At 47.5% G+C, this 24,140-nt stretch carries 27 protein-coding genes; 6 read left to right on the forward strand and 21 right to left on the reverse strand.

The window, feature by feature from the left end; all coding sequences use genetic code 11:
• Positions 1–271: 271 nt before the first annotated feature.
• Complete coding sequence (locus AOQ57_RS08230) at positions 272–412, forward strand: SPJ_0845 family protein (protein WP_167336621.1); 141 nt, start codon at positions 272–274, stop codon at positions 410–412.
• A 42-nt stretch (positions 413–454) separates the two neighbouring features.
• On the opposite strand, the gene AOQ57_RS01480 is transcribed toward AOQ57_RS08230, so the two are convergent.
• The 8 genes from AOQ57_RS01480 to rpsO all read right to left on the reverse strand — a co-directional run bounded on the left by AOQ57_RS01480 (position 455) and on the right by rpsO (position 8,987).
• Entirely contained in the window at positions 455–754 is a 300-nt protein-coding gene (locus AOQ57_RS01480; protein ID WP_093624510.1) for a nucleoside triphosphate pyrophosphohydrolase family protein, read from the reverse strand.
• Entirely contained in the window at positions 754–1,347 is a 594-nt protein-coding gene (gene yihA, locus AOQ57_RS01485) for a ribosome biogenesis GTP-binding protein YihA/YsxC (protein WP_093624512.1), read from the reverse strand. Before yihA ends, AOQ57_RS01480 begins: the two co-directional genes overlap by 1 nt.
• A gap of 13 nt (positions 1,348–1,360) precedes the next feature.
• A complete protein-coding gene (clpX, locus tag AOQ57_RS01490; RefSeq protein WP_093624514.1) occupies positions 1,361–2,611 on the reverse strand; it encodes an ATP-dependent Clp protease ATP-binding subunit ClpX in 1,251 nt (416 codons plus the stop codon).
• 153 nt (positions 2,612–2,764) lie between these two features.
• The gene (gene tig, locus AOQ57_RS01495) at positions 2,765–4,072 is read right to left on the reverse strand and encodes a trigger factor (RefSeq protein ID WP_093624516.1); all 1,308 of its coding nucleotides are present in this window, start codon (positions 4,070–4,072) and stop codon (positions 2,765–2,767) included.
• Positions 4,073–4,282: 210 nt separating this feature from the next.
• Positions 4,283–5,473 carry an elongation factor Tu gene (gene tuf, locus AOQ57_RS01500; RefSeq protein ID WP_093624518.1) on the reverse strand — a complete coding sequence of 397 codons (1,191 nt, stop codon included), beginning with the start codon at positions 5,471–5,473 and terminating at the stop codon, positions 4,283–4,285.
• Between the two features lie 180 nt (positions 5,474–5,653).
• Positions 5,654–6,550: a hypothetical protein gene (locus AOQ57_RS01505; protein WP_093624520.1), complete on the reverse strand. Its 897-nt coding sequence runs from the start codon at positions 6,548–6,550 to the stop codon at positions 5,654–5,656.
• A gap of 79 nt (positions 6,551–6,629) precedes the next feature.
• Positions 6,630–8,417 carry a ribonuclease J gene (locus AOQ57_RS01510; RefSeq protein WP_093624522.1) on the reverse strand — a complete coding sequence of 596 codons (1,788 nt, stop codon included), beginning with the start codon at positions 8,415–8,417 and terminating at the stop codon, positions 6,630–6,632.
• A 300-nt stretch (positions 8,418–8,717) separates the two neighbouring features.
• Positions 8,718–8,987, reverse strand: coding sequence for a 30S ribosomal protein S15 (gene rpsO / locus AOQ57_RS01515; protein ID WP_003682069.1), 270 nt, complete (start codon positions 8,985–8,987; stop codon positions 8,718–8,720).
• Between the two features lie 244 nt (positions 8,988–9,231).
• Between rpsO and rpsT the strand changes: the two genes are divergently transcribed.
• Positions 9,232–9,486, forward strand: coding sequence for a 30S ribosomal protein S20 (gene rpsT / locus AOQ57_RS01520; RefSeq protein WP_003682071.1), 255 nt, complete (start codon positions 9,232–9,234; stop codon positions 9,484–9,486).
• 60 nt (positions 9,487–9,546) lie between these two features.
• On the opposite strand, the gene holA is transcribed toward rpsT, so the two are convergent.
• The 12 genes from holA to AOQ57_RS01580 form a co-directional block, all read right to left on the reverse strand.
• Positions 9,547–10,575 carry a DNA polymerase III subunit delta gene (gene holA / locus AOQ57_RS01525; protein ID WP_093624524.1) on the reverse strand — a complete coding sequence of 343 codons (1,029 nt, stop codon included), beginning with the start codon at positions 10,573–10,575 and terminating at the stop codon, positions 9,547–9,549.
• Between the two features lie 35 nt (positions 10,576–10,610).
• On the reverse strand, positions 10,611–12,806 hold the full coding sequence (locus AOQ57_RS01530; RefSeq protein WP_235788986.1) for a DNA internalization-related competence protein ComEC/Rec2: 2,196 nt from the start codon (positions 12,804–12,806) through the stop codon (positions 10,611–10,613).
• 32 nt (positions 12,807–12,838) lie between these two features.
• Positions 12,839–13,318 (reverse strand): ComE operon protein 2, encoded by a 480-nt coding sequence (locus AOQ57_RS01535; protein WP_093624528.1) that lies wholly within the window; start codon positions 13,316–13,318, stop codon positions 12,839–12,841.
• A gap of 54 nt (positions 13,319–13,372) precedes the next feature.
• The gene (locus tag AOQ57_RS01540) at positions 13,373–14,038 is read right to left on the reverse strand and encodes a helix-hairpin-helix domain-containing protein (RefSeq protein WP_235788987.1); all 666 of its coding nucleotides are present in this window, start codon (positions 14,036–14,038) and stop codon (positions 13,373–13,375) included.
• Positions 14,039–14,105: 67 nt separating this feature from the next.
• Positions 14,106–15,155, reverse strand: coding sequence for a SepM family pheromone-processing serine protease (locus AOQ57_RS01545; RefSeq protein ID WP_093624530.1), 1,050 nt, complete (start codon positions 15,153–15,155; stop codon positions 14,106–14,108).
• The gene (gene coaD / locus AOQ57_RS01550; protein ID WP_093624532.1) at positions 15,139–15,660 is read right to left on the reverse strand and encodes a pantetheine-phosphate adenylyltransferase; all 522 of its coding nucleotides are present in this window, start codon (positions 15,658–15,660) and stop codon (positions 15,139–15,141) included. Before coaD ends, AOQ57_RS01545 begins: the two co-directional genes overlap by 17 nt.
• 3 nt (positions 15,661–15,663) lie before the next feature.
• Positions 15,664–16,224 carry a 16S rRNA (guanine(966)-N(2))-methyltransferase RsmD gene (gene rsmD, locus AOQ57_RS01555; RefSeq protein WP_093624534.1) on the reverse strand — a complete coding sequence of 187 codons (561 nt, stop codon included), beginning with the start codon at positions 16,222–16,224 and terminating at the stop codon, positions 15,664–15,666.
• Positions 16,225–16,227: 3 nt separating this feature from the next.
• Positions 16,228–16,518 carry a YlbG family protein gene (locus AOQ57_RS01560; RefSeq protein ID WP_093624536.1) on the reverse strand — a complete coding sequence of 97 codons (291 nt, stop codon included), beginning with the start codon at positions 16,516–16,518 and terminating at the stop codon, positions 16,228–16,230.
• The gene (locus AOQ57_RS01565) at positions 16,511–17,698 is read right to left on the reverse strand and encodes an FtsW/RodA/SpoVE family cell cycle protein (RefSeq protein WP_093624538.1); all 1,188 of its coding nucleotides are present in this window, start codon (positions 17,696–17,698) and stop codon (positions 16,511–16,513) included. Before AOQ57_RS01565 ends, AOQ57_RS01560 begins: the two co-directional genes overlap by 8 nt.
• Positions 17,699–17,798: 100 nt before the next feature.
• Positions 17,799–19,643 (reverse strand): translational GTPase TypA, encoded by a 1,845-nt coding sequence (gene typA / locus AOQ57_RS01570; protein WP_093624540.1) that lies wholly within the window; start codon positions 19,641–19,643, stop codon positions 17,799–17,801.
• 78 nt (positions 19,644–19,721) lie between these two features.
• Positions 19,722–20,486: an inositol monophosphatase family protein gene (locus tag AOQ57_RS01575; RefSeq protein ID WP_093624542.1), complete on the reverse strand. Its 765-nt coding sequence runs from the start codon at positions 20,484–20,486 to the stop codon at positions 19,722–19,724.
• 3 nt (positions 20,487–20,489) lie between these two features.
• Complete coding sequence (locus AOQ57_RS01580; RefSeq protein WP_093624544.1) at positions 20,490–20,777, reverse strand: UPF0223 family protein; 288 nt, start codon at positions 20,775–20,777, stop codon at positions 20,490–20,492.
• Between the two features lie 132 nt (positions 20,778–20,909).
• On the opposite strand from AOQ57_RS01580, the gene def reads away from it, so the two are divergent.
• Positions 20,910–21,479, forward strand: coding sequence for a peptide deformylase (gene def, locus AOQ57_RS01585; protein WP_093624546.1), 570 nt, complete (start codon positions 20,910–20,912; stop codon positions 21,477–21,479).
• A gap of 116 nt (positions 21,480–21,595) precedes the next feature.
• Here the strand turns inward: def and AOQ57_RS01590 are convergent, their stop codons facing one another.
• Complete coding sequence (locus AOQ57_RS01590) at positions 21,596–22,036, reverse strand: hypothetical protein (RefSeq protein WP_093624549.1); 441 nt, start codon at positions 22,034–22,036, stop codon at positions 21,596–21,598.
• 123 nt (positions 22,037–22,159) lie between these two features.
• Between AOQ57_RS01590 and AOQ57_RS01595 the strand changes: the two genes are divergently transcribed.
• The 3 genes from AOQ57_RS01595 to AOQ57_RS01605 all read left to right on the forward strand — a co-directional run bounded on the left by AOQ57_RS01595 (position 22,160) and on the right by AOQ57_RS01605 (position 24,065).
• The gene (locus tag AOQ57_RS01595) at positions 22,160–22,375 is read left to right on the forward strand and encodes a DNA-directed RNA polymerase subunit epsilon (protein WP_093624551.1); all 216 of its coding nucleotides are present in this window, start codon (positions 22,160–22,162) and stop codon (positions 22,373–22,375) included.
• A 57-nt stretch (positions 22,376–22,432) separates the two neighbouring features.
• The gene (locus AOQ57_RS01600; RefSeq protein ID WP_093624553.1) at positions 22,433–23,410 is read left to right on the forward strand and encodes a diacylglycerol/lipid kinase family protein; all 978 of its coding nucleotides are present in this window, start codon (positions 22,433–22,435) and stop codon (positions 23,408–23,410) included.
• Positions 23,411–23,636: 226 nt separating this feature from the next.
• Positions 23,637–24,065: an ArsC/Spx/MgsR family protein gene (locus tag AOQ57_RS01605; RefSeq protein WP_093624555.1), complete on the forward strand. Its 429-nt coding sequence runs from the start codon at positions 23,637–23,639 to the stop codon at positions 24,063–24,065.
• Positions 24,066–24,140 lie beyond the last annotated feature (75 nt).

The raw sequence follows: 24,140 nt of genomic DNA on the forward strand, positions 1-24,140 counted from the left end.
GCAAAAAGAAAGGGAAAAGGTCAAAAAAAGAACCACCGTAGGTGCTTGAGTGGGGCTTTCCTCCCATCACTAAAGTGACGGGTATCCAGCCCATAATATATCAATGAACCCATTATACTAACTATCGAATTATTATGCAAGTTAAACGCATAATAACGGCTAAACTGGGGCTACTTATGCAGACTGTATTCACTACCGCTTTACTTTCCCCCACCCCATCATCTATGCTAAAATAGCCCTGACTTAAGGTCCGCTAAAGGAGGAATTCACAATGGGACTCGTAACACGCCGTAGCGATAAGCTTGACGACTTATTCAATAAGTTTGCTAGCGACCCACTTAAACCAGTTAAAAAGCCGGAAGATCATTCAAAAGATACTAAGGATGACCATCAAAAGAAGGAACAAAAGTAAAATAAAAGGAGATAGTTCAAAATTGAACTGTCTCCTTTTATTTTATGCTTGTTTATTAAACCCATTTGGATAGCGGCGGTTGAGGGTCTCAATGTTATCCTTTGCAACCTGCTCAAAGGGAATATCTGCCCATTCAGCGATTTGAGAGAGGTACCACAAAACATCGCCCAATTCGTGGGTCAACTTATCCTTATCCAAGGGATGGCCCTTAAAGGTATAGTTCTTAACCAGATCCACGACTTGACCGGTCTCCCCGGCCAAACCGAGGGCACAGTTAGTCAAAACCTGTTCGTTACCGTACAGGGTCCGCTTGGCGGCTTCTTGGTAATCATTAAAATCCATTAGTCACTTACTCCCGTCCGTTCTTCAATCCACTGCCAAACTTGTTCAGCACCCTTTTTGGTGGTAGCGGAAAAAAGAACCAGGTCTTGATCCTTAGGTGCTCCCAACCCTTCCTTAACCACTTTAACAACCCGGTTATGGGCATTGGGCTTAACCTTATCTACCTTGGTGGCAACCACTAGGGTAGGAATCTTGTAGTAGGCAAGCCACTGAAACATCATCTGGTCATCTTCGGTTGGAGCGTGACGAGCGTCAACCAGCTGAACCACCCCCCGAAGCTGCTCACGAGTGGTCAGGTAGTTTTCAATCATCTTACCAAACTTTTCGCGCTGCTTTTTAGAAACCTTAGCGTAACCATAGCCCGGCACGTCAACAAAGTAAAGCTTATGTTCAACTTCATAAAAGTTAAGCGTTTGCGTTTTCCCAGGCTGGCTTGAAGTGTGGGCGTAGTTTTTCCGATTAATCAAGACGTTCGTCAACGACGACTTCCCAACGTTGGAGCGCCCCACCAGGGCAAGCTCTGGCCAATCCGTTACCGGGTACTGATTTTCTTCAACTGCCGAAATGGTTAATTCAACATCGTTTACTTGCATACTTCCCCCTTGGTTAGGACGCCTGATCGCCTTGCATAATGTATTCAGGGGCCGTGTGCTTAATGACGCAGTCCTTATTAATGACTACCTTAGCCACATCTTGACGGCTTGGCAGATCAAACATAATATCACGCATCACGTCTTCGATAATTGAACGAAGCCCACGGGCCCCAGTGTTACGGTCAATCGCCATCTTTGCCATTGCTTGCAAGGCCCCGGCCGTGAAGTGAAGTTGGGCGCCGTCTAAACGGATCAGCTCTTGGTACTGCTTAACTAGGGCGTTCTTTGGTTCGGTCAGAATCCGAACTAGATCGTTTTCATCCAGCTTTTCAAGGGCTGTCATTACGGGAAGCCGACCGATAAATTCCGGAATCAACCCAAACTTGAGGAGATCCTCTGGAATAACGTGTTGCAAAATGTTCTTTTCAGTTACACCATTAATTTCCTTGGAGTCGGTCCCAAATCCAATTGTCTTGTCACCAAGACGTTCCTTAACGATCGTTTCGATACCATCAAAAGCTCCCCCCACGATAAAGAGAATGTTCTTAGTATCGACTTGGATAAACTCTTGTTGTGGGTGCTTACGACCTCCCTGCGGCGGAACGTTAGCAATCGTACCTTCAAGGATCTTCAAAAGGGCCTGCTGTACCCCTTCACCTGAAACATCCCGGGTAATTGAGACATTTTCACTCTTCTTGGCAATCTTATCGATTTCATCAATATAGATGATTCCCTTTTCCGCGCGTTCAACATCGAAGTCAGCGGCTTGCAAGAGCTTTAGGATGATATTTTCAACGTCTTCCCCCACGTACCCGGCTTCGGTTAGGGTAGTGGCGTCGGCGATAGCAAACGGTACATTTAAAATCCGTGCTAGAGACTGTGCCAGGTAGGTTTTTCCCGATCCAGTCGGTCCAATTACGGCAATGTTAGACTTTTGTAATTCGGTATCGTTGTTGTCTCCCGTGGCCATGGCATTTACCCGTTTGTAGTGGTTATAAACCGCCACGGCTAAGGTTTTTTTGGCGTCCTTCTGGCCAATTACGTAGTCATCTAACTGGTCCAAGATCTCTTGTGGGGTTGGAACAGTGAATGTTTCTGCTTCCGTGCGTTCTTCAGCCATTTCCTGGTCGATGATTTCTTGGCACAAGGCAACACATTCATTACAAATAAATACGCCGGGACCAGCGACAATTTTTTGAACTTCCGACTGTGACTTACCACAAAAAGAACAGTGAACATCTTGTCCAGTGGTATCTTCAAACATTTAATTCCCTCCTAGTGATAATCGATAGGTTAATCATAACAGAAGTGATGACTCATTCAAAAAGAATTGCCCTACCAACTAAAAAAGAGGGTCGCAACATCAATGGCTGTTGCGACTCCCCCTTTTGGTAAAGATTAATCACCAATATAATGACTAGTCCTTGTCAGCGGCCTTGGCGGTTTGCTTTGCGGAATCAGCAATCAAGTCCACGGCCTTCTTGATTTCGATATCGTGAGCTAGCATTTCACGGGTCAACGCCTTAGAAACGGCTTCCTCGTCCATCCCGTATTGCTTTGCTAAGTTAGCAATTTCGTTTTGAACGTCTTCTTCAGAAGCACTCAAGTTAGCATCTTCAGCAACGGCTTCCAGAACTAAGTTCGTCTTCACACGCTTAGCAGCGTCTTCAGCAAATTGCTTGCGAAGGTCGTCCTCGGTCGTGTTTGTGATTTGGAAGTACATTTGCGGGTTGATCCCTTGTTGTTGCATACCGGCCAGGTATTGTTGGAGTTGACGGTTGGTATCGTCATCTAACATGGCTTGTGGAATTTCTTCCGTTTCAGCATTAGCAACAGCTGCTTCGATAGCGGCGTCTTCGATGGCTGCTTTAGCAGTAGCTTCCTTTTGGTCTTGGAGTTGCTTTTTAAGCTTGTCCTTCAGTTCATCAAGGGTATTAACGTCTTCGTCAACGTCCTTAGCAAATTCGTCATCAAGTTCAGGTAATTGCTTTTCCTTAACTTCGTGGATTTTAACCTTAAAGAGGGCTTCCTTACTAGCCAGGTCCTTGGCGTGGTAGTCTTCTGGGAAGGTAACCGTTACGTCTACGTCTTCATCAGCCTTGTGACCAACTAATTGGTCTTCAAAGCCTGGAATGAAGGAACCAGAGCCAAGAACCAAGGAGTAGTTGTCAGCGGAACCACCGTCGAATAATTCACCATCAACGGAACCTTCGTAGTCGATAACAACGGTATCGCCATCAGCAGCTGCTTCATCTTCCTTCAGAACGAGTTCTGCTTGTTGTTGACGCTTGCTGTCCAGTTCATTATCAACGTCAGCATCGGATACGGAAGTGTCTTGTTCCGGAACTTCCATCCCTTTGTAGTCACCCAGGGTAACCTTTGGCTTAACAGCAACCGTTGCCTTCAAAGTCCAAGGTTGATCCTTTTCCATGCTTTCCACGGCAATTTGCGGTTGGTCAACTGGTTCAATACCAGCTTCCTTAATAGAAGCTTCGTAAGCATCTGGCAAAACGTCGTTTAAGGCGTCTTGGTACAGAGATTCTTCACCGTACATTTGGTTAAAAATCGTCCGCGGAACGTGGCCCTTACGGAAACCAGGAACCGTGATCCGCTTTTGCGTGCGGATAAAGGCGTGGTCAATCCCCTTTTGAATGGTTTCAGTGTCGATATCGAACGTTAACGTTCCCTTTGGAGCGTCGTTATCGCGTTCCCATTTTACTGACATTTCATTTCCTCCAATAACATATCTATTTAGCCTCCCGTCAGTTAACGAGAGCTCTACATACTTTTTAATTTTACCCTACTAAGCCGGGTATTTCAACCGTTACCCCGTTTTCAAGGTAACCAAAAAATCCTGCCAACGAATTACCACACATGTAATTCATCGACAGGATTTTGGTATAAAGCTGACTTTTTTAAAAGTTAAACTTCAAAATTAGTCGAGCACTTCAGATACCACACCGGCACCAACAGTGTGACCACCTTCACGGATGGTGAACTTCAGACCCTTTTCAAGGGCAACTGGCTTTTGCAGTTCAACCGTAAAGGTAACGTTGTCACCAGGCATAACCATTTCAACACCATCTGGGAGTTCAATGGTACCAGTAACGTCAGTAGTGTGGAAGTAGAATTGTGGGCGGTAGTTGGAGAAGAATGGCGTGTGACGACCCCCTTCTTCCTTGGTCATAACGTAAACTTCACCCTTAAATTGCTTGTGCGTTTGGATGGAGCCTGGTTCTGCCAGAACTTGACCACGTTCGATTTGGTCGTGAGAAACCCCACGAAGAAGGACACCAACGTTGTCACCGGCTTCCCCAAGATCAAGGGTCTTGTGGAACATTTCAACACCAGTAACAGTAGACTTGATAACGTCATCCTTCAAACCAACGATTTCAACTTCGTCACCGATCTTAACAGTACCACGGTCGATACGACCAGAGGCAACAGTACCACGACCAGTGATGGTGAAGACGTCTTCAACAGGCATCATGAATGGCTTGTCAGTAGGACGCTTTGGAGTTGGGATGTATTCGTCAACAACATCCAGAAGGTGAAGAACAACCTTTTCTTGTTCTTCGTCGCCTTCGAGGGCCTTAAGAGCAGACCCACGGATAACCGGAATGTCATCACCAGGGAAATCGTATTCGGACAGAAGGTCACGAACTTCCATTTCAACTAAGTCAACCAGTTCGTCATCGTCAACAAGGTCAGTCTTGTTAAGGAAGACAACGATGTATTCAACACCAACCTGGCGAGCCAGAAGAATGTGTTCACGAGTTTGTGGCATCGGACCATCAGTTGCGGCTACAACCAAGATCGCACCGTCCATTTGAGCGGCACCAGTGATCATGTTCTTAACGTAGTCGGCGTGACCTGGGGCGTCGATGTGAGCATAGTGACGCTTTTCCGTTTCGTATTCAACGTGGGCAGTGTTGATAGTGATACCACGTTCCTTTTCTTCCGGAGCAGCATCGATATCAGAGTAGTCTTCTGCCTTAGCAAGACCCTTAGCGGCCAATACCTTGGTGATAGCTGCGGTTAAAGTAGTCTTCCCGTGGTCAACGTGGCCAATAGTACCAATGTTAACGTGGGGCTTAGTACGTTCATAATGTTCTTTTTCTGCCATTAATGAAACCCTCCTGAATAATTACAAGTAACATGCCAGAACACCGGGAGTGCTCTGACACACCTTTAAATTTATTGTACTACTCCGCCAATCCAATTTAAAGGATTAAATCGGACCCGGCAAAGAATTCTTAATTATGTTATCAGATCAACCAGCATTTGTAAACGACTTTAGCTAAATTCAACCCAGCCGGGCAACTAAGCTATTAATTCGCTCCTGCCACCGGTGGGCTTGCAATACGGCTTCTTCATTACCAGTCGTTGAATAAGTAACCAGGGCCTTGATCCAGGCTTCGGCATTTAACACTGCCTGTTCAACAAAGGGATACAAAAAGGTAAGCTGCAGGTAAAATTCCTGCAGGTAGGTCTGATAAGACAACGGATCCTGGTCCTGGTAACGTTCACTGAGTAACCTCTCCCCTTCCTTAACCACAACAAAATCTCCCAACGGCTTTAGCTGAGCAAGGTTTAAGGAGTATTCTTTTTCATCAATCCATAGCATCGTTACTTCCTCATTCAAGTGCAGTGGTTGTAAGGACTGTACCAAAGAGGATTTGATTAGTGGGTGGGTATCCGGATCACGCAATAAGAACTTGGTCCCCACCAAATAGTCACTCAAGGGGAGCTTTTGCCCATCATTGAAACGGCGCTCCTGTTCTCGAAAGGAGTAGTCCCCCATGTGGATAAACTGGCGGCGCCGACTCGCCAAGACCTGCGTTCCCATCTGGGTGAAGAGTTTCTCAGCCTGGTCTACTAGTGCTAATTCATCATCATTCAGATGAGCAGCTAGGTTAATAAACCGGCGGGCCGGAATGAAAAACTGGTTCTTGATGGTTAATTGGACAAAGAAGTGAGCAAGCTCGTGGGACTGATCATAATCGCCTAAGTGACGACTGGCAACTTGATAGGCCTCAACGTAGCGCTGCTCATCAAATAAGGCCTTTGAAAGGAGGCGGTTAACCGCAAAGTCGTCTACCTCCTGGTCAAGGTCTTGCAATAGCTTTATTCCATCCGTCAAACGGCCCTGATCTAAGGCCTGAGTGGCTTTTTTTAGACGTTCTCCTTCTTGCGGGGTCATTTTCTCCTCCAAATTAGTAAAGAAGAGCGTGGTCAAGGGCTCTCCCTTGCTCACGCTCATCTGGTGATATAGTTATTCCCTACTTTGTTTCTACCGTCCGCTTCTTTCCGCGGCCTCGGCCACCACGTGAATTGTGGTGCTTCTTTGGACTTGGTTGGGCCTTTGGGGCCTCCTTGGCTACCTTAGAATGGTTCTTACGCTTCGGGTGCTGGTTGATCTCCATGATTACCGGTAAGATAACCGGGTGACGCTTAGTTTGGTTGAATAAGAAACGGTTCAGCTTATCACGAACATTTTGCTTCAGGTGGCCCCAGTCAAATTCCTTTTGGTCGAGGTCCTCTTGAACTACCTTTTCGACTAAGTCAGCCGCCTGGTTCATTAATTCCCGGTTAGTCTTGACGAAGACAAAGCCCCGCGAAGTTATCTGCGGTCGGGCGACGATCTTCTTTTTCTTGCGGTCGATGGTAGCAACCACAACAAAGATTCCGTCCTCTGACAAAACCCGCCGGTCACGCAGGACAATGTTACCAATATCACCAACCCCGGTCCCATCAATCATGGTGTTACCGACCTCAACTCGATCCCCTAAGCGGAACTTACCATTTTCATAAGAAAGTACATCCCCCTTAGTGGTAATAAAGATATTTTCGGCCGGAATCCCAACCTCTTCAGCTAGCTCAGCATGGCGGTCTAACAGACGGTATTCACCTTGAATCGGTACGAAAAACTTCGGCTTCATGAAGTTTAACATCAGCTGCTCATCGTTTTGGCTAGCCTGTCCGGATGGGTTAAGGTCATCAGCAATAAACTTAACCTCGGCCCCGGCCCGGTAAAGCATATCCTTAGTCTTTTGAACCATCGTTTCAATGGCGTAGGACGGTGTCGTGGTAACAAAGACCAGGTCAGTGCTGGTCAGCTGAATATCCGGATCGTCACCGTTGGCAATCTGTTGCAGGGACTTGGTTGGTTCCCCCATCCGGCCCGTCACCAAGATTACCACTTGATCATCATCCAGATCCAAGGCTTCTTCAAAGGAGACCAGCATTTCATCTGGAATTTGAAGCAAACCGAGGTCTTCGGCCGTATCAATGATCTGTTCCAGATCCTGGCCCGATAAGACAATTTTACGGTCCGTTGCTTCGGCAGCGTCAACAATCTGCTGAATCCGCATGATGTTGGAGGCCACAGAGGCCACCACAATCCGCCCCTTGGAGTTTTCGAAGGTATCTTCGATATAAGCGCGGATATCGCGTTCTCGCGTTGAAGCCCCAGTAATCCCAGCTCCAGCCGAGTCGCTAAGTAGGGCTAAGACTCCGTGGGTCCCTACTTCTGCCAGCCGAGCGAGGTTGGTTTGATAATTCTTAACCGCCGTTTGGTCAAACTTAAAGTCTCCAGTGTAAACGATTGAGCCTTCGGGTGTTTGGATTTCGATTCCAAGGGTGTCGGGGATACTGTGGGTGGTGGAGAAAAACCCTACCGTAACGTTACCAAATTGAATCGTCTGTTCTTCATTAACCACGTGGAAATCGTTGAACTTCTTGACCCGCTTATTTTCTCTAACTGCCAGCTTGGCAAGGGCGATAGTTAGTTGCGACCCATAAACCGGCACCTTAAAGTCATCTAAGAAATATGGCAACGCCCCGATCGCATCGGCATGCCCGTGGGTCAAAAAGACCCCCTTAATTTTATCGGCATGTTCCTTTAAGTAGGACCAGTCTGGGATGACCACGTCAATCCCCATTAACTCATTTTCCGGGTACTTCAACCCGCAGTCGAGAATAAATATCTGGTCGTCCACGTCCACGGCGTACATATTCTTACCATTTTCACGGACCCCGCCAAAGGGAATAATCTTAATCTTACTCATGGCTTCTCCTTTAATTCGATTGAATATTTACTTGTAAATGCCCCACCGACCGGTTGTCTGATGGGCTATTATTTCACTCACAAATCATTACTATTCATATTACCACAGATCGGCGATGGGGGCGACTAACATGGAAGAACCCCAACTATGTAAATTCATTCAGGCTAACCACGCAGCTCGTCACCATCTTGAAAAAGATTCTTTTTAATTGATGAAGATACCCGTTTATCTACTGAAAGACCACAAAGCAAACAAAAAGAGGCTATGACATAAGTGCCACAGCCTCTTTTCATAAAGTAATTACCGACGAAGACCAAGGGCCTTGATCAATTCCCGGTAAGCAGGAAGATCAGTCCGACGAAGGTAAGCCAATAGGTTCCGACGGTGACCAATTTTCTTCATCAAACCACGTTGTGAGTGGTAATCATGCTTGTGTTCACGAAGGTGTTCGTTCAGTTCGTTGATGTCAGCAGTCAAAACTGCCACTTGAACTTGAGTTGAACCAGTGTCACCTTCGTGCGTTGCGAATTGCTTAATAATTTCGTTCTTCTTTTCCTTAGAAATAGCCATGCTATATTCCCACCTTTCAAGTTTTAAAGGACCTGCCTCTAGGTAAAACGTCGGTGAGGAGCGCTAAACCGAGAAGAGGTTGTGTTGGTTAAATAACCCTAATTACTATACTCAACTTTGACCTTGAATGCAAGCAACAATCTTCTTGACGCTTGCAGTTGCATTCAAAAGTGAGATTCGCTATAATGAAAAAGTTGAAAATTCTGGTCAACTGATACCAAACGGTGACGGAGGTGAAATCGAAATGCCAATTATCAAGTCAGCGATTGAACGTGTACGTGTAAATGAAAAGGCCGCTGCCCGGAACGCTTCCCAAATGAGCGCAATGCGGACTGCCATCAAGAAGTTTGACAAGGCAAAGTTAGCAGGTGCTGACAACCTTGACGACTTATACAAGGCCGCTATTTCTGCAATTGACCATGCCCACTCCAAGGGTCTGATCAAGGCAAACAAGGCTGCACGTGACAAGTCACGTCTTTCCGCCCGTTACGCAAAGTAAGTGCGGTTAGCCGATCATAATAAAAACGCCCCTACATAAATGTAGGGGCGTTTTTTTGGTCTAAGAAACTTTTTGCTTGGTATATTGAAGCAAAAATAACTGGAAAAGCAATTCAGGATCCTGCTGGGTAGTTTTTAAGGCCCGTTCACAACGGATCAGGCCTAAGTAAGCATGGGATAGTTCTTCCATATTAAAGCGGCGAACCGTTTGAAGCCCTAACTTAACCCGGTATGGGTGAACCTTCAACTGACCAGCCATCGTTCCCTGGCTGAGTCCTCGCCCACTTAAAATCTTAATTTGTAAGAGTAAGCGAAACTGACTCACCAGAATAGCATTAATTTGTAAGGGAGACTGCTGACTTCTTAATAGTTCCTGGTACAACCGCACAGCTTCTACCTGTTGCTGATTCAACACTGCTTGCACAAGATCGAAAATATTTTCGTCCAGGGACTGGGGAACCAGTCCAGCTACCGCTTCAACCGTTACTACCTTTTCATGGTAGACCGCCAGTTCAATTACTGGTACGGCCGTCATCATCTTACCGTAATCAGCATTAGTACGCCGAACTAGTTCATCAATTGCTCCCCGATCCAGCTGGTAGCCATCTTCTTGTAGGCGTTCTTCAACGAAGTGCCGAGCCTGGGCCTCATTAAGGGGGGCGGCTGAAACTGAGACTGCCATTTTCTTTAATTCCTTAACTACCCCCTTACGTCCGTCCAATTTCTCATATGGGGCCAGTAAGACTAGGGTTGTCGTTGGCTGGGGATGCTTCAGGTATTCGCGCAAGGCTTCACCATCCTGCTTCAAAGCACCCCGGGGCGTACTTCCACTTAAGAAGGCGGGCTTGTTTAAGAAGACCAAGCGGCGTTCGCCAAAGAACGGTGCCGCCATCGCGTCGTTTAAAGCCTCCTTTAATGGGGTGGTTTCCATATCGTAGCTTCCGACGTTCATTACCCGCTCCTCTTCGGGAATCAGCGCTAAAAAGGCCTCCTTAGCCTCCTGCTGAAGTACTTCTTGGGTTCCCAATACCAGGTAGACCATCGCTGGCGCTGCCTTCTTCAGCTGTTTTGTTAGTTCTTGAATTTCCATATCTTCACCACTTCCCATTAATTCGTCGTTTGCAATTAATCACTCGTGTTGTGCCACAGGAAACGGCCTCTCCGCTGATTGTAGCGGTAGGTAACCATTCCCTGGGTTTGGGTAGAATAGGTTTGCATTTTTAATTGTTTCAAGGTATTAAGGGTCTCCTGGTTAGGATGACCGTAACGGTTGTTCCGCCCGGCTGAGATAACCCCCACCCGGGCTCCAACGGCCCTTAAAAAGGCTGGAGAACTAGAGGTTTTACTGCCGTGGTGTCCCAATTTGACCACGGTAGCTTGCAGATGCGGGTAATGTTGCAACACCGCTAGCTCACCGGCTTGAGGTAGATCACCAGTGAACAGAAAGCTGGTGTGGCCAAATTCGCCACGCAAAACTACCGAATCATCATTAGTCGCCTGCCCGCTTTTGAAGGGATGTAGAATCTGAAGGCCATCATCGGTTACCATTCGATTAGTGATCGGGATAATCGGCGGCACTCGGTCTACGGGTAGACGCTTAGTAAACTTGGTTATCTTCTCCATCCCAGCGGGCACCATGATTCGGTCGACTTTCATTGCCCGTAAAACGGTTGGCAAGTAGCCGATGTGGTCAGCATCGCTGTGGGACAGCCAGATGGCGTCAAGGTGATCAATCCCCTCGCTTTTCAGATAGTTAATCGAGGTGCTGGTTGCCTTATCAGTTGTGGAAGCTCTCCGCGTCTTCCAGTTCGCTTCCGTTTGTTGAAAGTTAAGCTTACCGCCGGTATCAATCATCATCACCCGCCGATTGAAGGGCTCACGAATGATGATGCAATCGCCCTGCCCGATATCAACGAAGGTCACTTCACCGCTTAACGGAAAGTGAATCCAGGTAAAGGTGAGAAAGTAAATTAGCAACAGCCACTTCACCAAACCACGCTTCTCCCACGTTAGCATGGTCAAGACCACCATCCCCACCGCAACAGCCGCCGGCACCCGGCCAAAGGTAATTGTCCCCGGCAGACTCGCCAGCTTATCCAACCCCTGATGAAATAAGAGTAATCCAGTATTGACCAACTGGCCAAGTTCTGGAAAGACTGGATATATCAGGCCACTCCCCAACGAAAGGGGCATTATAACTAGTGAGAAAAAGGGAATCATCAGGTAGTTAATTACAAGGCTCAAGACGTGAAACTGATAGACCGAATGGAGGAGAGGTGGCAGGCTTACCAGTGATAAGCGCACCGTCTGACTCAACCCACCCGGCTGCTTAAACCAGGTTAGGCAAAAGGATAGCAGGTATGAAAGTTGTCCCCCAGTTGTCAACAGGATGGTTGGACTTAAGATGGTCTGAATAAGCAAGCTGATCGCCCAGGGCATAATCCCCCTCAGTCCAATCATTTGGGCAAGGAGTTGTAACTCTAGCATCAAGGTAGCCCGGCCAAGACTAATTGAGCCTCCACCAACCACCCAGTACAGAGGCAGTACTGCCACCAAGATTAAACGGATAGTCTCCTTGGTCACTCCCAAACGGGTCAAAAAACCCCGTACAAGTCCACACAGGGCTACCAGATGGAGTCCCGACAGGCAGAAGAGGTGAATCACACCCAATTGCTTTACGGCCACCATTTCATTGGCCATTTCCGGGTCCTGCTCGCCAATTAAAAGACGGCGGCAATATCCCGCTAGTGGTTGGGGCAGTGCCGTCATCCGGTGGCTCAGTTTCGCCCGCAGCTGGTGCAAGTAATCCGTCAGCCGGCGGGGTCCTTGACCAACCAAAATTGTACTTTCACCCGTAACCTGATTATAAACTCCCCGATTAGCCTGGTAGACTTGGCGATCAAACTCATTAGTGTTCGTTGCCGGTAAAATCTTCTCTTGCTTCCCCCTCAGCCAGAAGCTAAGCGGGACAATGGTTGATTGGACCTGGTGTTGTTGAGTCTGGCTCGTGAGGGTCAAAAACAACTGTACCTGCTCCCCATTAGCCTTAGTGGCCACCGCGCTCGCCAGGTCTCCATTCACCCGCCAGGCGTCGGGTTGCACGGTTAGCTGGCCGCTAAACCCTCCCGCTGAATGAGTTTGAACCTGACGCTCGTGCAGGAGCTGTTCACACCGCAAGCCGACCACTAGAACTACCATAACCGCCACAATCAAGGTTAGTCGGTCATTTAAAAAGAAGAGCCGTAGTACAAGGTAACCTAACACTATCACCGCCCAGGTTTGGTGGCCTATTAAGATGGCGGCGGTGAGGCTGGCAGCCATGGCCCAAAAAGGTCCCCTTAGGGAGGCCATTGTTAGTCCGGGTTAATGTATTGGTCGAGGTTGACTTGATCTAAAATATCTTTGTCCAGCCGAATTTGATGAAGGATGACGCCCTTTAGTTTAATCAATTTCATGGCGTAATCATCGTTATGGTAATTACGCAGATAATTAATTTGGGTAATACCGGCTTGCAGCAGGCTCTTAGTGCACTGTAAACAAGGAAAGTCCGTCACATAAACCATTGCCCCGTCCGTAGAGGTACCAAACTTAGCACACTGCAAGAGGGCGTTCATTTCAGCGTGGATCGTCCGGACACAATGGCCGTCACGCAGGTAGCATCCTACATCGATACAGTGCTCGTCACCGGCCACGGATCCATTATAGCCGGAGCCAATGATCCGCTTGTCACGTACCAAGACGGCCCCCACTGCTAGGCGCTTACAGGTACTCCTTGAGGCAAGCAGGCCCGCCTGGACCATGAAATACTGATCCCAATCAATTCGCTTTTTCATAGTATTACTCCCTTCAATGTCATTAACTAGTATAGCAAACTTTTTCATCCATGCCTAAACCGCCAAGCGGTCTTTGATTTTGGCCACCGTCTTATCACCAAAGCCATCGACGTTTTTCAAGTCCTCGACCGTCTTGAAAGCGCCGTGTTCCTGCCGGTAAGCAATGATTTTATCCGCCTTTTTATCCCCAATGCCATCAATTGTTTGAAGCTGTTCCTTAGTTGCCGTGTTAAGATTGACGGTTTCCCCCTGTGAACTTGCGAATCCCGTCGATGTTTCCGTTGCCGCTGTCGTCACTTGGCCCGCTACCTCAGCCACCCGTTCACCCTTTACCGGAACGTAAACCACCTGTTGGTCCTGCAATTCCTTTGCCAGGTTAACCTGATTTAAGTCCGCACTGGTGGTCTGCATACCAGCAACCTCAATTGCTTCTTGAACCCGAGCCCCCTTTTTTAAATGGTAAACCCCGGGCTTGTTGACGGCCCCTTTAACGTCAACCCATACCTTCCCCGTTTCCTTCCCTGTCTTTGCCTCGGTAGTTCCCCCGCTGGTACTTGAAGAGCTTGGAAAGCTACTTTCTGAAGCCACTGTCTGGCCCGCACTCGGTTGACGTCCTTGCCACCACCACACCCCTCCTATCAAGATGGCCCCAATCATTAGGTACACCAGCATTCGATGCTCTTCTTTAAAAATCCGAATTTTGTCGACCAACTTTTCCACCGCGATTACCTCCTTCACCCCTAAATACGCAAAAAAAGATCAGGTTCACGAAAAAACCTGATCTTTTTTATTGGTGGTGTCTTAAATAATTAAGTGCGTCATTAAAGGTCTTGACCGGAACTACCTTCATATTTGGGGCGTACTTTTTCGCCGTTTCCTTGGCTAATTGGTAGTTAGTCTTGTGCCCATCTTCATACTTCAAGATTTCCTTGGTTGGCTTAACGTAAGGTGCAAAGAAGACCGTGGCACCAGCATTTTTAGCGGCGATAACTTTTTTATCAATCCCACCAATCTCACCAACTGTTCCATCCGCCCCGATTGTCCCAGTTCCGGCGATCTTTCGACCATGGCGAAGATCCTGCTGAGTCAATTGTTCATAGATCTGGAGGCTAAACATCAACCCCCCGGATGGCCCACCTAACTCACCCGGGTTGACCGAAACCGGAATCTTAGTGGTTACCTTGACGTTATCGGTTAGAATAATTCCAACGCCCGGCTTACCCGTTGCAATCTTAACTAATGGCTTGGTAACCGTCATCTTCTTACCATTATGTAGGTAGGAAACGGTCAGTTTTTCACCTACTTTTTGACTGCCGATGTACTTTTGATACCCGGCCGCGGTATCAAAGTGATGACCATTAACCTTGGTGATTGTATCGCCAACTTGTATCTTGCCCTTGAATTTTGAATTATCCTGAACCGACAAGACGTAAATTCCAAGGTATTTCTTGGTGTACTGCTGACCAGCTGCCTTGTAGGCAACGGCAATTGCCTCATTGATGGCCGATTGCATGTAAAAGTCTTGCACCTTCGTATAGGTGGCTGAATTTTCACCCCCAGTCACCGCATCGGCATTTTCAATCGTCGTGTGAGGATTGAGCTTGGCCCACAGGTAAGTCGCAGGGCGGGCCTGTTGGAGGTATACGGACGTAATCATGAAACTTCCCTTGTATTTGTCGGGGTGGTTTTTCATTGTTACATAACTTTTTAGACTGTCAGCGGAACCAGGACTTTCAATGTACAGATTCAGCGGCCAAAATAAAAACCAACAGGCAAAAATAATCAGAGCCAGGGTAGCGCCGATCCGTCGTAAAATCTGATTATCTTGTTTCTTCATTTTCTTTTTTTACCTGTTTTATCTGGCGTTTTTTCAGGCGCTCTTGCAAGGCCTCGTTAATATTAGCCGGCAAGAGGGGCGCAATATTGCCACCCGACAGGGCGACTTCTTTTAGAAGGCTACTGGAGAGGTACTGGTACTTCGGATCGGCCAAGAAGATGATCGTTTCAACCTGATCGTCTAAGAAGTGATTCATGGCTGCGATATCTTTTTCGTAGCAGAAGTCATCGACGTTGCGGGCCCCACGCATCAAGTAGTCCGCCCCAATCTTATTCATCAAGTCAACGGTCAGTCCCTTTGCGGTGATCACCGAAACATTATCTAAACCGGCAACCGCCTCTTTAACCTGGGCCACCCGCTCATCGACGGTAAACCAGGTGTCCTTAGACGTATTCGTCATCACGGCAACAGCAAGGTGATCAAAAAGGGCGCTCCCCCGTTTGATCAAATCCAAGTGACCAAGGGTTAGGGGATCAAAACTCCCAGGGAAAATAGCAACTTTCATCGTTTACTCCTTTCCATCATACCGGTATACGGTCACAACCGTGATCCCGTAATCCTGGCGTCGTTTAAAGGAAAAACCGGGGAGCTCGTCGGGAAGATTGGCCTCCTGATTGGTCTCAGCGACCACAATTGCCCCCGGGTTAATCAAATTTAATTCTACCATCTTTGCTAAATTAGCAACAATCTGTTGTTTAGCATAGGGCGGATCTAAATAAATTAGGTCAAAGCGTTCGCCCTTACTTTGAAGCATGTACAGGGCCCGATTGGCATCTAGCTTATAGACATCAAACTTATCATCGTGCTTGGTCGCGGCGATGTTTTTCTTAATTGTCTTAATCGCTGCCAATTGACGATCAACCAGCACCGCCCGGTCAATTCCGCGCGAAACTCCTTCGATCGAAAGTCCCCCAGAACCCGCAAACAGGTCCAAGGAGACGCCCTTATCAAAGTAAGGTCCAATGATGTTAAAAACCGCTTCTTTAACCTTGTCGGTGGTTGGCCGTGTTGCCATTCCTGGAACTGCGCTTAATTTTCGGCCCCGATATTCACCCGCAACAACTCTCATCGTTTAATCATCCTCATCATGTGTTTTATATATTCCCTTCGACGCGAGGTCAGTCACGTCCGGATCAAGATCCGGCAAAGTAGACGGGATAACGCGTTTAACATTGTGTAACTTACTTAACCGCGCCATGGTCTCTTCAACCTGATCTTCATTGACGTAAATGATGGCGTAATGCGCCTTTTTTGACACGTAGTGAACCCGACCATAGTGGCGTAAGGCCCGAATCACCCGGCGGCTACTAATGTAGACTGCTAACCCCCGCCGCGGGGTTAACTCAAATTCCTCGTTAGCCATTTTCCGTCACCGCCTTTTTCTGCTTAGCCATCATTCGCTGGCGTCGTTGCCGGCGGGAAACGTTTAGGACCAGCCCTAAGGCGGCACACAAGACTACCATACTGGACCCCCCATAGGAAATAAAGGGTAAGGTTACCCCGGTAATCGGCATCACGCCACAAACCGCCCCAATGTTAAAGGAGGCTTCGACTAAAATAAAGGTAGCCGTTCCGTAACAGACCATGGTGTCATACGGGGTCGTAGCCCGGGCGCCAGTCTGAACGCAACGGCAAACAATAATTGCCAAGCCGGTCAAAATCAGTATCACCGCAATTAAGCCCAGCTCTTCAGCGATCACAGCCAGAATAAAGTCGGTGTTTGGCTCCGGTAGGTACCCCATTTTTTGAATCGAGTTTCCCAGTCCCTTACCAAATAGGCCACCGTTAGAAATGGCATAATAAGAATTTACTAGCTGGCTTCCTGCCCCGGAAGCGGAGCCAAATGGGTTTAGGTACCCAATGAAGCGAGCTGCCTTGTAACCGTGAATTACCTTCAGGGCCAGTTGAGAAAGCCAAGGCATCCCAAAAATCGCCACGAGTACCACGCCCGTTAAAATCGTGACCGCTCTTCGCCAAGGTACCCTAGCACTCAAGAAGATGACCCCAGCAATGGCTAAGTTGATTGCCGCCCCCCCAAGGTCTGGCTGAACTAGGATTAATAAGAACATCAGCATCACGATGGTCCCGGGAAACCATTTAATGCTTCCTTGAAACATCTTTGGATAGCGAAGATAATTATCAAAAAAGTTGGCAAGGAACATGATCAAAAAGAGCTTACAGACCTCGGCAGGCTGAATTGAAATTGGCCCAAGGACAATCCACCCCTGCGCCCCGTTGACTGCCTTTCCCGCTACTTTCACGAACACCAGAGCAACTAGCACCAGAAGTCCAAAGCCGCTTAGTACGTACTGGTTGCGACACTTTTCAATGTTAACACTCGCAATAAAATAGCAAACCCCTAGCCCAATAACCACAAAGATGCTCTGGCGAACCAGATAGGCCGTCGGACCGCTAGCCGACTGATATTGAGCTACAGCACTGGCCGAATAAACCATGATTATCCCGAGAACACAAAGGATAACCATGGGCACGATTAGCCATGGATCCCACTCGGCTAATCGATGCTTAGTTAGGTTTTTCATGAACTTTTTTCACCCCACTCTAACTGCAATTGTGGTCTCATTATACACCAAACGGCCGTGACAATTTGATGTTGTCACGGCCGTTAACTACCACTTATTATTACTTGCGTAAAGCGGCCTTACGACGCTTAGCAGCCTTTTCACGGGCATTGGTGTCCAGGATTTGCTTGCGTAAACGCACATTTTCTGGCGTAATTTCACAGTATTCGTCATCGTTTAAGAATTCCAGGGATTCTTCCAAGGAAAGGTGGGTTGGCGTCTTGATCCGCGCCATGTCATCAGACCCAGCGGCCCGGACGTTGGTTAGGTTCTTCCCCTTGGTGATGTTAACCGTGATGTCATTTTCACGGCTGTTTTCACCAACGATCATCCCTTCGTAGACTTCCGTCCCTGGATCGATCAAAAGCGTCCCCCGGGATTCAATCCCCATCATGGCGTAAGTCGTGGCCTTACCGGAGTTCATCGAAACCAACGTTCCCTTCATCCGGCCTGGGTTCCAGTTCTTAACAACTGGGGCGTATTCCTTGAAGACGTGGCTCATGATCCCGTAACCCTTGGTTTGACTCATAAATTCACTTGAGTAACCGATCAGGCCCCGGGAAGGAACTTCAAAGACTAACCGGGTTTGGCCGTTGTTTGACGGCTCCATGTTCTTCATTTGACCCTTACGTTGGGAGAGGGAGTCGATGATGGAACCAGTGTATTCGTCCGGCGTATCGATTTGAACTTCTTCAAATGGTTCGCATTCAACGCCATCAATTTCACGGTAGATAACTTGAGGACGGGAAACGGCCAATTCATAGCCTTCCCGGCGCATCGTTTCGATTAGGATTGATAAGTGGAGTTCCCCACGTCCAGAAACCGTCCAGGCACCCGGATCATCAGTATCATCAACCCGCAGAGAAACGTCAGTGTGTAATTCAGACTTCAACCGGTTTTCCAGTTGCCGAGAGGTTACAAACTCACCTTCACGACCAGCAAACGGCGAGTCATTAGTCCGGAAGGTCATTTGAAGGGTCGGCGGATCAATCCGTAGCGGTGTTAATGCGTCCAAGTGGTCTGGGTTAACAACTGTTTCACCGACATTAATTTCATCCATCCCGGAAACGGCAATCAGGTCACCGGCCTTGGCTTCTTGAATTTCAACCCGCTTGAGCCCAACGAAACCAAAGAGCTTGGTAACACGGAAGTTTTGCTTGGAACCGTCAAGCTTCATAACCGTAACTTGGTCCCCAACCTTGATTTGGCCGCGGACAACACGTCCAATCCCAATCCGGCCAACGAAGTCATTGTAATCAAGGATGGCCACTTGGAATTGAAGTGGTTCGTCGGAGTTGTCAACAGGAGCCGGAATCGTTTTGATGATCGTATCAAATAACGGCTTCATCGTGTGTTCTTGGGTGGCAACGTTAGAGTCTAATGACGTTGTCCCATTCATCGCGGAGGCATAAACCACTGGGAAGTCAAGTTGATCTTCATCAGCCCCTAATTCAATGAAGAGGTCAAGTACTTCGTCAACAACTTCGTCTGGCCGGGCCCCTTCACGGTCAACCTTGTTGATAACAACAATTGGCGTCAGGTGTTGTTCTAAGGCCTTCTTCAGAACGAAGCGGGTTTGTGGCATTGTACCTTCAAAGGCATCAACAACCAGCAATACACCGTCGACCATCTTCATAACACGTTCAACTTCACCACCGAAGTCGGCGTGCCCTGGCGTATCAAGGATGTTGATTTGGTAACCGTCGTACTTAACGGCCGTGTTCTTGGAGAGGATCGTAATCCCCCGTTCCCGTTCAATGGCGTTAGTATCCATGGCCCGGTCCTGGATTTCAAAGTGTTCCGGCAGGGTGTCTGATTGCTTCAACATTTCGTTAACCAGGGTGGTCTTACCATGGTCGACGTGGGCAATGATCGCAATGTTGCGAATATCGTCACGTGTTTTCAAGATTTATCTTCCTTTCATTTCCAAGCGCAATCCGCTTTTTTCTCTTAAAAAAACTGCGACCGAGGTCACAGTTAACGGCTAGTTGACAAGGGCTAAGATATCCTCTGCCGCTTGTTTTGTCGCTATTAATACAAGGTTAGATGATAACACATCAACAGAAGGTGCGTCAATTGCTTTGACAACTAAACCCATTGCCTCAGCTAAAACTCGGCCAGCCGCCAAATCCCACGGGTGCAAATAGGATAGGTAGGCCCCAAGTTGGCCAGTCAAGACATAGGCTAGCTCCATTCCAGCTGATCCATACATCCTCAAGCCCCGTGACTGGTGGGCAACTTCTCGCAAGTTATGGGCATTATTTAAAATCATGGCCGAGTTCAAGGCAACCAGGCTATCCTTTAAACCATTGTTAGCTGGCCCGGTCAGGCGGCGATTATTTTCAAAGACCCCGTTCTTCTTCCCTCCATGGTAAACGGTGCCGTGGATTACGTCCATGATGTAACCCAGGGTTGGCTTACCATCGACGTATAAAGCAATCATGATGTAGAAGTTGGTATGTTGCATGACAAAGTTCATTGTCCCATCAATCGGGTCAACAATCCATACGTGGCCGTCTAAGGTCGCTACGGAATCGCCAAAGCCCTCTTCAGATACCACCCGGCTACCCGGGTCAATCTCGTGGAGCCGCCTTGAAATGTACTGATCATTCTCCTTATCGACGGTTGTCACCAAGTCCTTATACGAAGACTTCAAATTGACTTCATAGGAGGCCTGCATCCGGTTGAGGGTGCGATTTTTTACTTCGTCCAGCAGGTCTAAAACAGCCTGATCAATCTGTCCTAACATTTCCTAACCCTCCAGTTTAATCCGTACCTTAGTGGCCTCCTTAGCCGCCTTAACCACGTCATAGATCTGGTAACCAGAGGCCTTGGCAAAGTCACGCCCTAGTTGTTTTTCCATGGCCTTAGTAGAGACAACTTCCTTGAACTTACGGTAGCTATCTAAAACCTCTTGCTTATTAATTCCCACTTCGTAGGCGTCTTCAACCACCCGGTAAAAATTAGTCACTGCAATCAGTTCGTTTGCCGTCCATGTAGGGTCAAGTGGGTAGGAGTAGTTTCCCCCGTTTACTGCCATTTACATCACCCTTTTCTTAAAATTTAGTCTGTTTTCATTTTAACATGATTTCTTAGCAAGGTAATTCTTGTCGCCTGTCCTTTTGATTGTGCTACACTATAAAATGGTAATTAAAACAAGGGGGAACAGCAGATGATTTTAATGAAAGACATTGTCCGCGATGACCAAAAGGGAACCGTGCTACGTGACTACGCCGCTAAGGTATCCTTTCCGTTAGCTGAAGAAGATCAAAAATTAGCCCATGACCTGATGGAATATCTGGAGGTTAGCCAAGATGAAGAACTAGCCCAAAAGTACGGACTCCGGGCTGGCGTTGGCCTAGCCGCTCCTCAGGTTAACATTAGCAAGCAAATGGCAGCTGTTTTGGTCCCATCCGACGACGAAGAAGACGATACACCGATTTTTAAAGATGTGATCATCAACCCGGTCATTGTTTCCGAATCTGTTCAGATGGGCGCCTTAACCGAAGGGGAGGGCTGTCTTTCCGTTGATCGTGATGTCCCTGGCTACGTTCCGCGCCACGATCGAATCACATTGAAGTATCAAAATGTCGAAGGGCAAACCCAAAAAATCCGCTTGAAGCACTATCCAGCTATCGTTTGCCAACATGAAATTGATCACCTACACGGGGTCTTATTCTACGACCACATCAATAAGGACAACCCATTCAAAGCACCTGAAGGAACTGTCTTTTTCGGTTAATTCATTCTCATATAGTAAAAAGCGCCCCCATGGTTAACTAATGAAAAGGACTCTGGAATTGCTAGGCATATACCTAAATAATTCCAGGGTCCTTCAAAACCTAAGGGCGTTTTCTTTTACTTTAACTTCTTTAAGTCAGCCACGTACTCCTTAGTTGACTCATTCATCAAGTAGGCCACGTCAACGTGAAGGCGTTCTTCATACACCCACCAATCGGTAACCTCCAGGGGAACACCAGCTTCAACCTGGTGCAGGGCCGTAGCCAGATTTTCCCTGGTTAACCATGCTTGTTCCTCTTTCGTTAGCCTTTGAAAGTCAAGCACGTACTCAAAGGCCAAGACCCCCTTACCCCAGACGTCAGCAACTATTTCAGAGCTCACTGGGAAATGGGATTCTTTTAAATGACCATTCAACGCCCCTTCTACTGCTTGATCAGTAGCCTCCTGGGCCTGTCTTTGCATAATCACGATTGCCCGTTTAATCATTGCCCGGTGGACAAGTTGGTAGATGATGACAACCATAGCAAACGCAATTAGCACACACCAAATCAAGGTCATCCTGATCCCTACTTTCTAAACCTTTTTAGCTAAGAATAACACAGTTGGAAATTTAAGGACAGTCTCGGGCAAGTGTGCTATCATAGTTAGGTAAAATTTACGAACCAACGATAGGAGCATGACATGACTTTTAAAGTTTATTACCAACCAAGTAAAAACACGACGCCCCGCCGGGAAAACACCAAGTCCCTATACTTGGAAGCTGATTCCGAAGCAACGGCCCGGGTACTAGTAGAAGAAAATACTGAATATAACGTCGAATTTATCGAACTGTTAGATGAAAAGGCCTTGGCATACGAAAAGGAAAACAACGCCGACTTCAAGTTAACCGAATTCTAGGCGCCTTTGACCGAGACGTTTACGCGTCTCGGTTTTTTTGATGATCCGGAGGTAACTATGCACTACTCGATCATTATTAATCCAGCAGCCGGCAGTGGCCGGGGCAAAAATACCTGGTCGAAAATCAAGGTTGCCCTCGATGCTGCCCAACTTGATTACACCCCCATGTTCACTAAGGATGCCAAAGAAGGCGCTACCTACTTTGCTAAGCGCCTGGCAGATCGGCGAGCCGGGGATAACAATGAAATCCTGATTGTCGTTGGTGGTGATGGCACCTTACACGAGGTAGTTAATGGGGTTTTGCAAAGCAGCAATGGTAAAGAGCATCCCCTTCCAATCGGATATATCCCCTGCGGAACTGGTAACGACTTTGCCCGGGGCTTTAGGATTTCGACTAACCCCCTAACTGCCTTGAACCAAATTCTGGATGCCACGACCCCCGAAGTAGTGACGATTGGTCACTACCATGATGCCATTAAGGGCGAGGATGGCTACTTTTTAAACAATCTCGGTATCGGCTTTGATGCAGCCGTGGTGAGCCGGACTAACGCCTCTAAAAGCAAGCGCCGCCTTAACCGGCTGCACCTAGGATCCCTATCCTACATCTCACAGGCGATGGGCGTTTTATATGACCAGGCACCATTCACCCTAATGGTTCAAAAAGAGCGGGACCGCCAACTTTTTCCAAATGCCTTCATTGTTGTCGCAAGCAATCACCCCTTCATCGGCGGTGGTCGTAAGATAGCCCCCGATCGGGACGTTGAGGAACCTAAACTGGAACTACTGGTTGTTGAACGCCACAATTGGCTGATCACCTTTTGGACAATGTGGTTGTTCTTGCGTGAACGGCTCGCCCGCTCACGGTTTGCCCACCGGTTCGTAGGTACCCGTCTCCACTACACCACCTCTTCCCTTGAGTTTGGCCAGATGGATGGTGAGGAAATGGGGAACCGCTTCGTCGATATCGAATTGTCGACGGCAACCTACCCCTTCTGGCAGCTTCGCCAGTCTAAACAAAAGAAAAAGGTTAAATAAAGTCAAAGTCTTGTCATTCGACAGGGCTTTTTTTACTTATCTGAAGTATAATATAATTACTTTCTTCATTATCGGATAATCCATTAACGAACGTCGCTTCACTGAACAAAGTAATTTATATATAATTAACGGTGAATGCTAAAGAATTCGTTAATTACTTACCCAGAGATCAACCGGAGATGGCAAACCTGTTAGAATAGCAAAAAGCAAACAAAGGAGTGATTCGATGGTCAACTTATTTTTCCACACTAACGATCCATCTAAGCGCAAAGCCGTTCAATGGTTGACGCAACACGGAATTACCGTTAGCCAGCGGAACATCGAAAAGGAGCCGTTGACGACCCCTGAAATCCTCGACCTGCTCGCCCTTTCCACCGACGGAACCGATGATTTAATTTCAAAACGCTCCCACGATACGAAGGCCCTGAAAATGGATACTCGTACACTAACCATTAATCAACTTGCCAAAGCAATTGAAAAGAGCCCCCATATCTTACGAAACCCGATCATCTTTAATGATCACAAGATGGTAACCGGTTTTGACCAGGAAAAAATGGGTATCTTTATTTCCAAGCACCAGCGGCGTTTAGAACTTAACCGCCTCTTAGCTAACCTCAAAAAGAGCAAGCCACAAGTTCAAACTGAACTAATCTAAGTAACAAAGCCAATTTAGCTGAAGCAAAAAGTACCCCATCGTTGTTAGGTATCAATCTAACAACGATGGGGTACT

This window comes from Limosilactobacillus gorillae (assembly GCF_001293735.1).
In the GTDB taxonomy this organism is placed as follows: Bacteria; Bacillota; Bacilli; order Lactobacillales; family Lactobacillaceae; genus Limosilactobacillus; species Limosilactobacillus gorillae.

Bases quoted from the DNA above. Each gene is read 5' to 3' on its own strand.
- holA (WP_093624524.1), bottom strand. From the start codon at position 10,575: ATGGAAATTCAAGAACTAACAAAACAGCTGAAGAAGGCAGCGCCAGCG.
- AOQ57_RS08230 (WP_167336621.1), top strand. From the start codon at position 272: ATGGGACTCGTAACACGCCGTAGCGATAAGCTTGACGACTTATTCAAT.
- AOQ57_RS01605 (WP_093624555.1), top strand. From the start codon at position 23,637: ATGGTCAACTTATTTTTCCACACTAACGATCCATCTAAGCGCAAAGCC.
- AOQ57_RS01545 (WP_093624530.1), bottom strand. From the start codon at position 15,155: ATGAAGAAACAAGATAATCAGATTTTACGACGGATCGGCGCTACCCTG.
- AOQ57_RS01595 (WP_093624551.1), top strand. From the start codon at position 22,160: ATGACTTTTAAAGTTTATTACCAACCAAGTAAAAACACGACGCCCCGC.
- AOQ57_RS01575 (WP_093624542.1), bottom strand. From the start codon at position 20,486: ATGTTAGGACAGATTGATCAGGCTGTTTTAGACCTGCTGGACGAAGTA.
- clpX (WP_093624514.1), bottom strand. From the start codon at position 2,611: ATGTTTGAAGATACCACTGGACAAGATGTTCACTGTTCTTTTTGTGGT.
- yihA (WP_093624512.1), bottom strand. From the start codon at position 1,347: ATGCAAGTAAACGATGTTGAATTAACCATTTCGGCAGTTGAAGAAAAT.
- tig (WP_093624516.1), bottom strand. From the start codon at position 4,072: ATGTCAGTAAAATGGGAACGCGATAACGACGCTCCAAAGGGAACGTTA.
- AOQ57_RS01580 (WP_093624544.1), bottom strand. From the start codon at position 20,777: ATGGCAGTAAACGGGGGAAACTACTCCTACCCACTTGACCCTACATGG.
- AOQ57_RS01590 (WP_093624549.1), bottom strand. From the start codon at position 22,036: ATGACCTTGATTTGGTGTGTGCTAATTGCGTTTGCTATGGTTGTCATC.
- AOQ57_RS01510 (WP_093624522.1), bottom strand. From the start codon at position 8,417: ATGAGTAAGATTAAGATTATTCCCTTTGGCGGGGTCCGTGAAAATGGT.
- AOQ57_RS01480 (WP_093624510.1), bottom strand. From the start codon at position 754: ATGGATTTTAATGATTACCAAGAAGCCGCCAAGCGGACCCTGTACGGT.
- rpsT (WP_003682071.1), top strand. From the start codon at position 9,232: ATGCCAATTATCAAGTCAGCGATTGAACGTGTACGTGTAAATGAAAAG.
- AOQ57_RS01565 (WP_093624538.1), bottom strand. From the start codon at position 17,698: ATGAAAAACCTAACTAAGCATCGATTAGCCGAGTGGGATCCATGGCTA.
- def (WP_093624546.1), top strand. From the start codon at position 20,910: ATGATTTTAATGAAAGACATTGTCCGCGATGACCAAAAGGGAACCGTG.
- rsmD (WP_093624534.1), bottom strand. From the start codon at position 16,224: ATGAGAGTTGTTGCGGGTGAATATCGGGGCCGAAAATTAAGCGCAGTT.
- AOQ57_RS01535 (WP_093624528.1), bottom strand. From the start codon at position 13,318: ATGAAAAAGCGAATTGATTGGGATCAGTATTTCATGGTCCAGGCGGGC.
- rpsO (WP_003682069.1), bottom strand. From the start codon at position 8,987: ATGGCTATTTCTAAGGAAAAGAAGAACGAAATTATTAAGCAATTCGCA.
- AOQ57_RS01530 (WP_235788986.1), bottom strand. From the start codon at position 12,806: ATGGCTGCCAGCCTCACCGCCGCCATCTTAATAGGCCACCAAACCTGG.
- coaD (WP_093624532.1), bottom strand. From the start codon at position 15,660: ATGAAAGTTGCTATTTTCCCTGGGAGTTTTGATCCCCTAACCCTTGGT.
- AOQ57_RS01505 (WP_093624520.1), bottom strand. From the start codon at position 6,550: ATGACCCCGCAAGAAGGAGAACGTCTAAAAAAAGCCACTCAGGCCTTA.
- AOQ57_RS01600 (WP_093624553.1), top strand. From the start codon at position 22,433: ATGCACTACTCGATCATTATTAATCCAGCAGCCGGCAGTGGCCGGGGC.
- tuf (WP_093624518.1), bottom strand. From the start codon at position 5,473: ATGGCAGAAAAAGAACATTATGAACGTACTAAGCCCCACGTTAACATT.
- AOQ57_RS01560 (WP_093624536.1), bottom strand. From the start codon at position 16,518: ATGGCTAACGAGGAATTTGAGTTAACCCCGCGGCGGGGGTTAGCAGTC.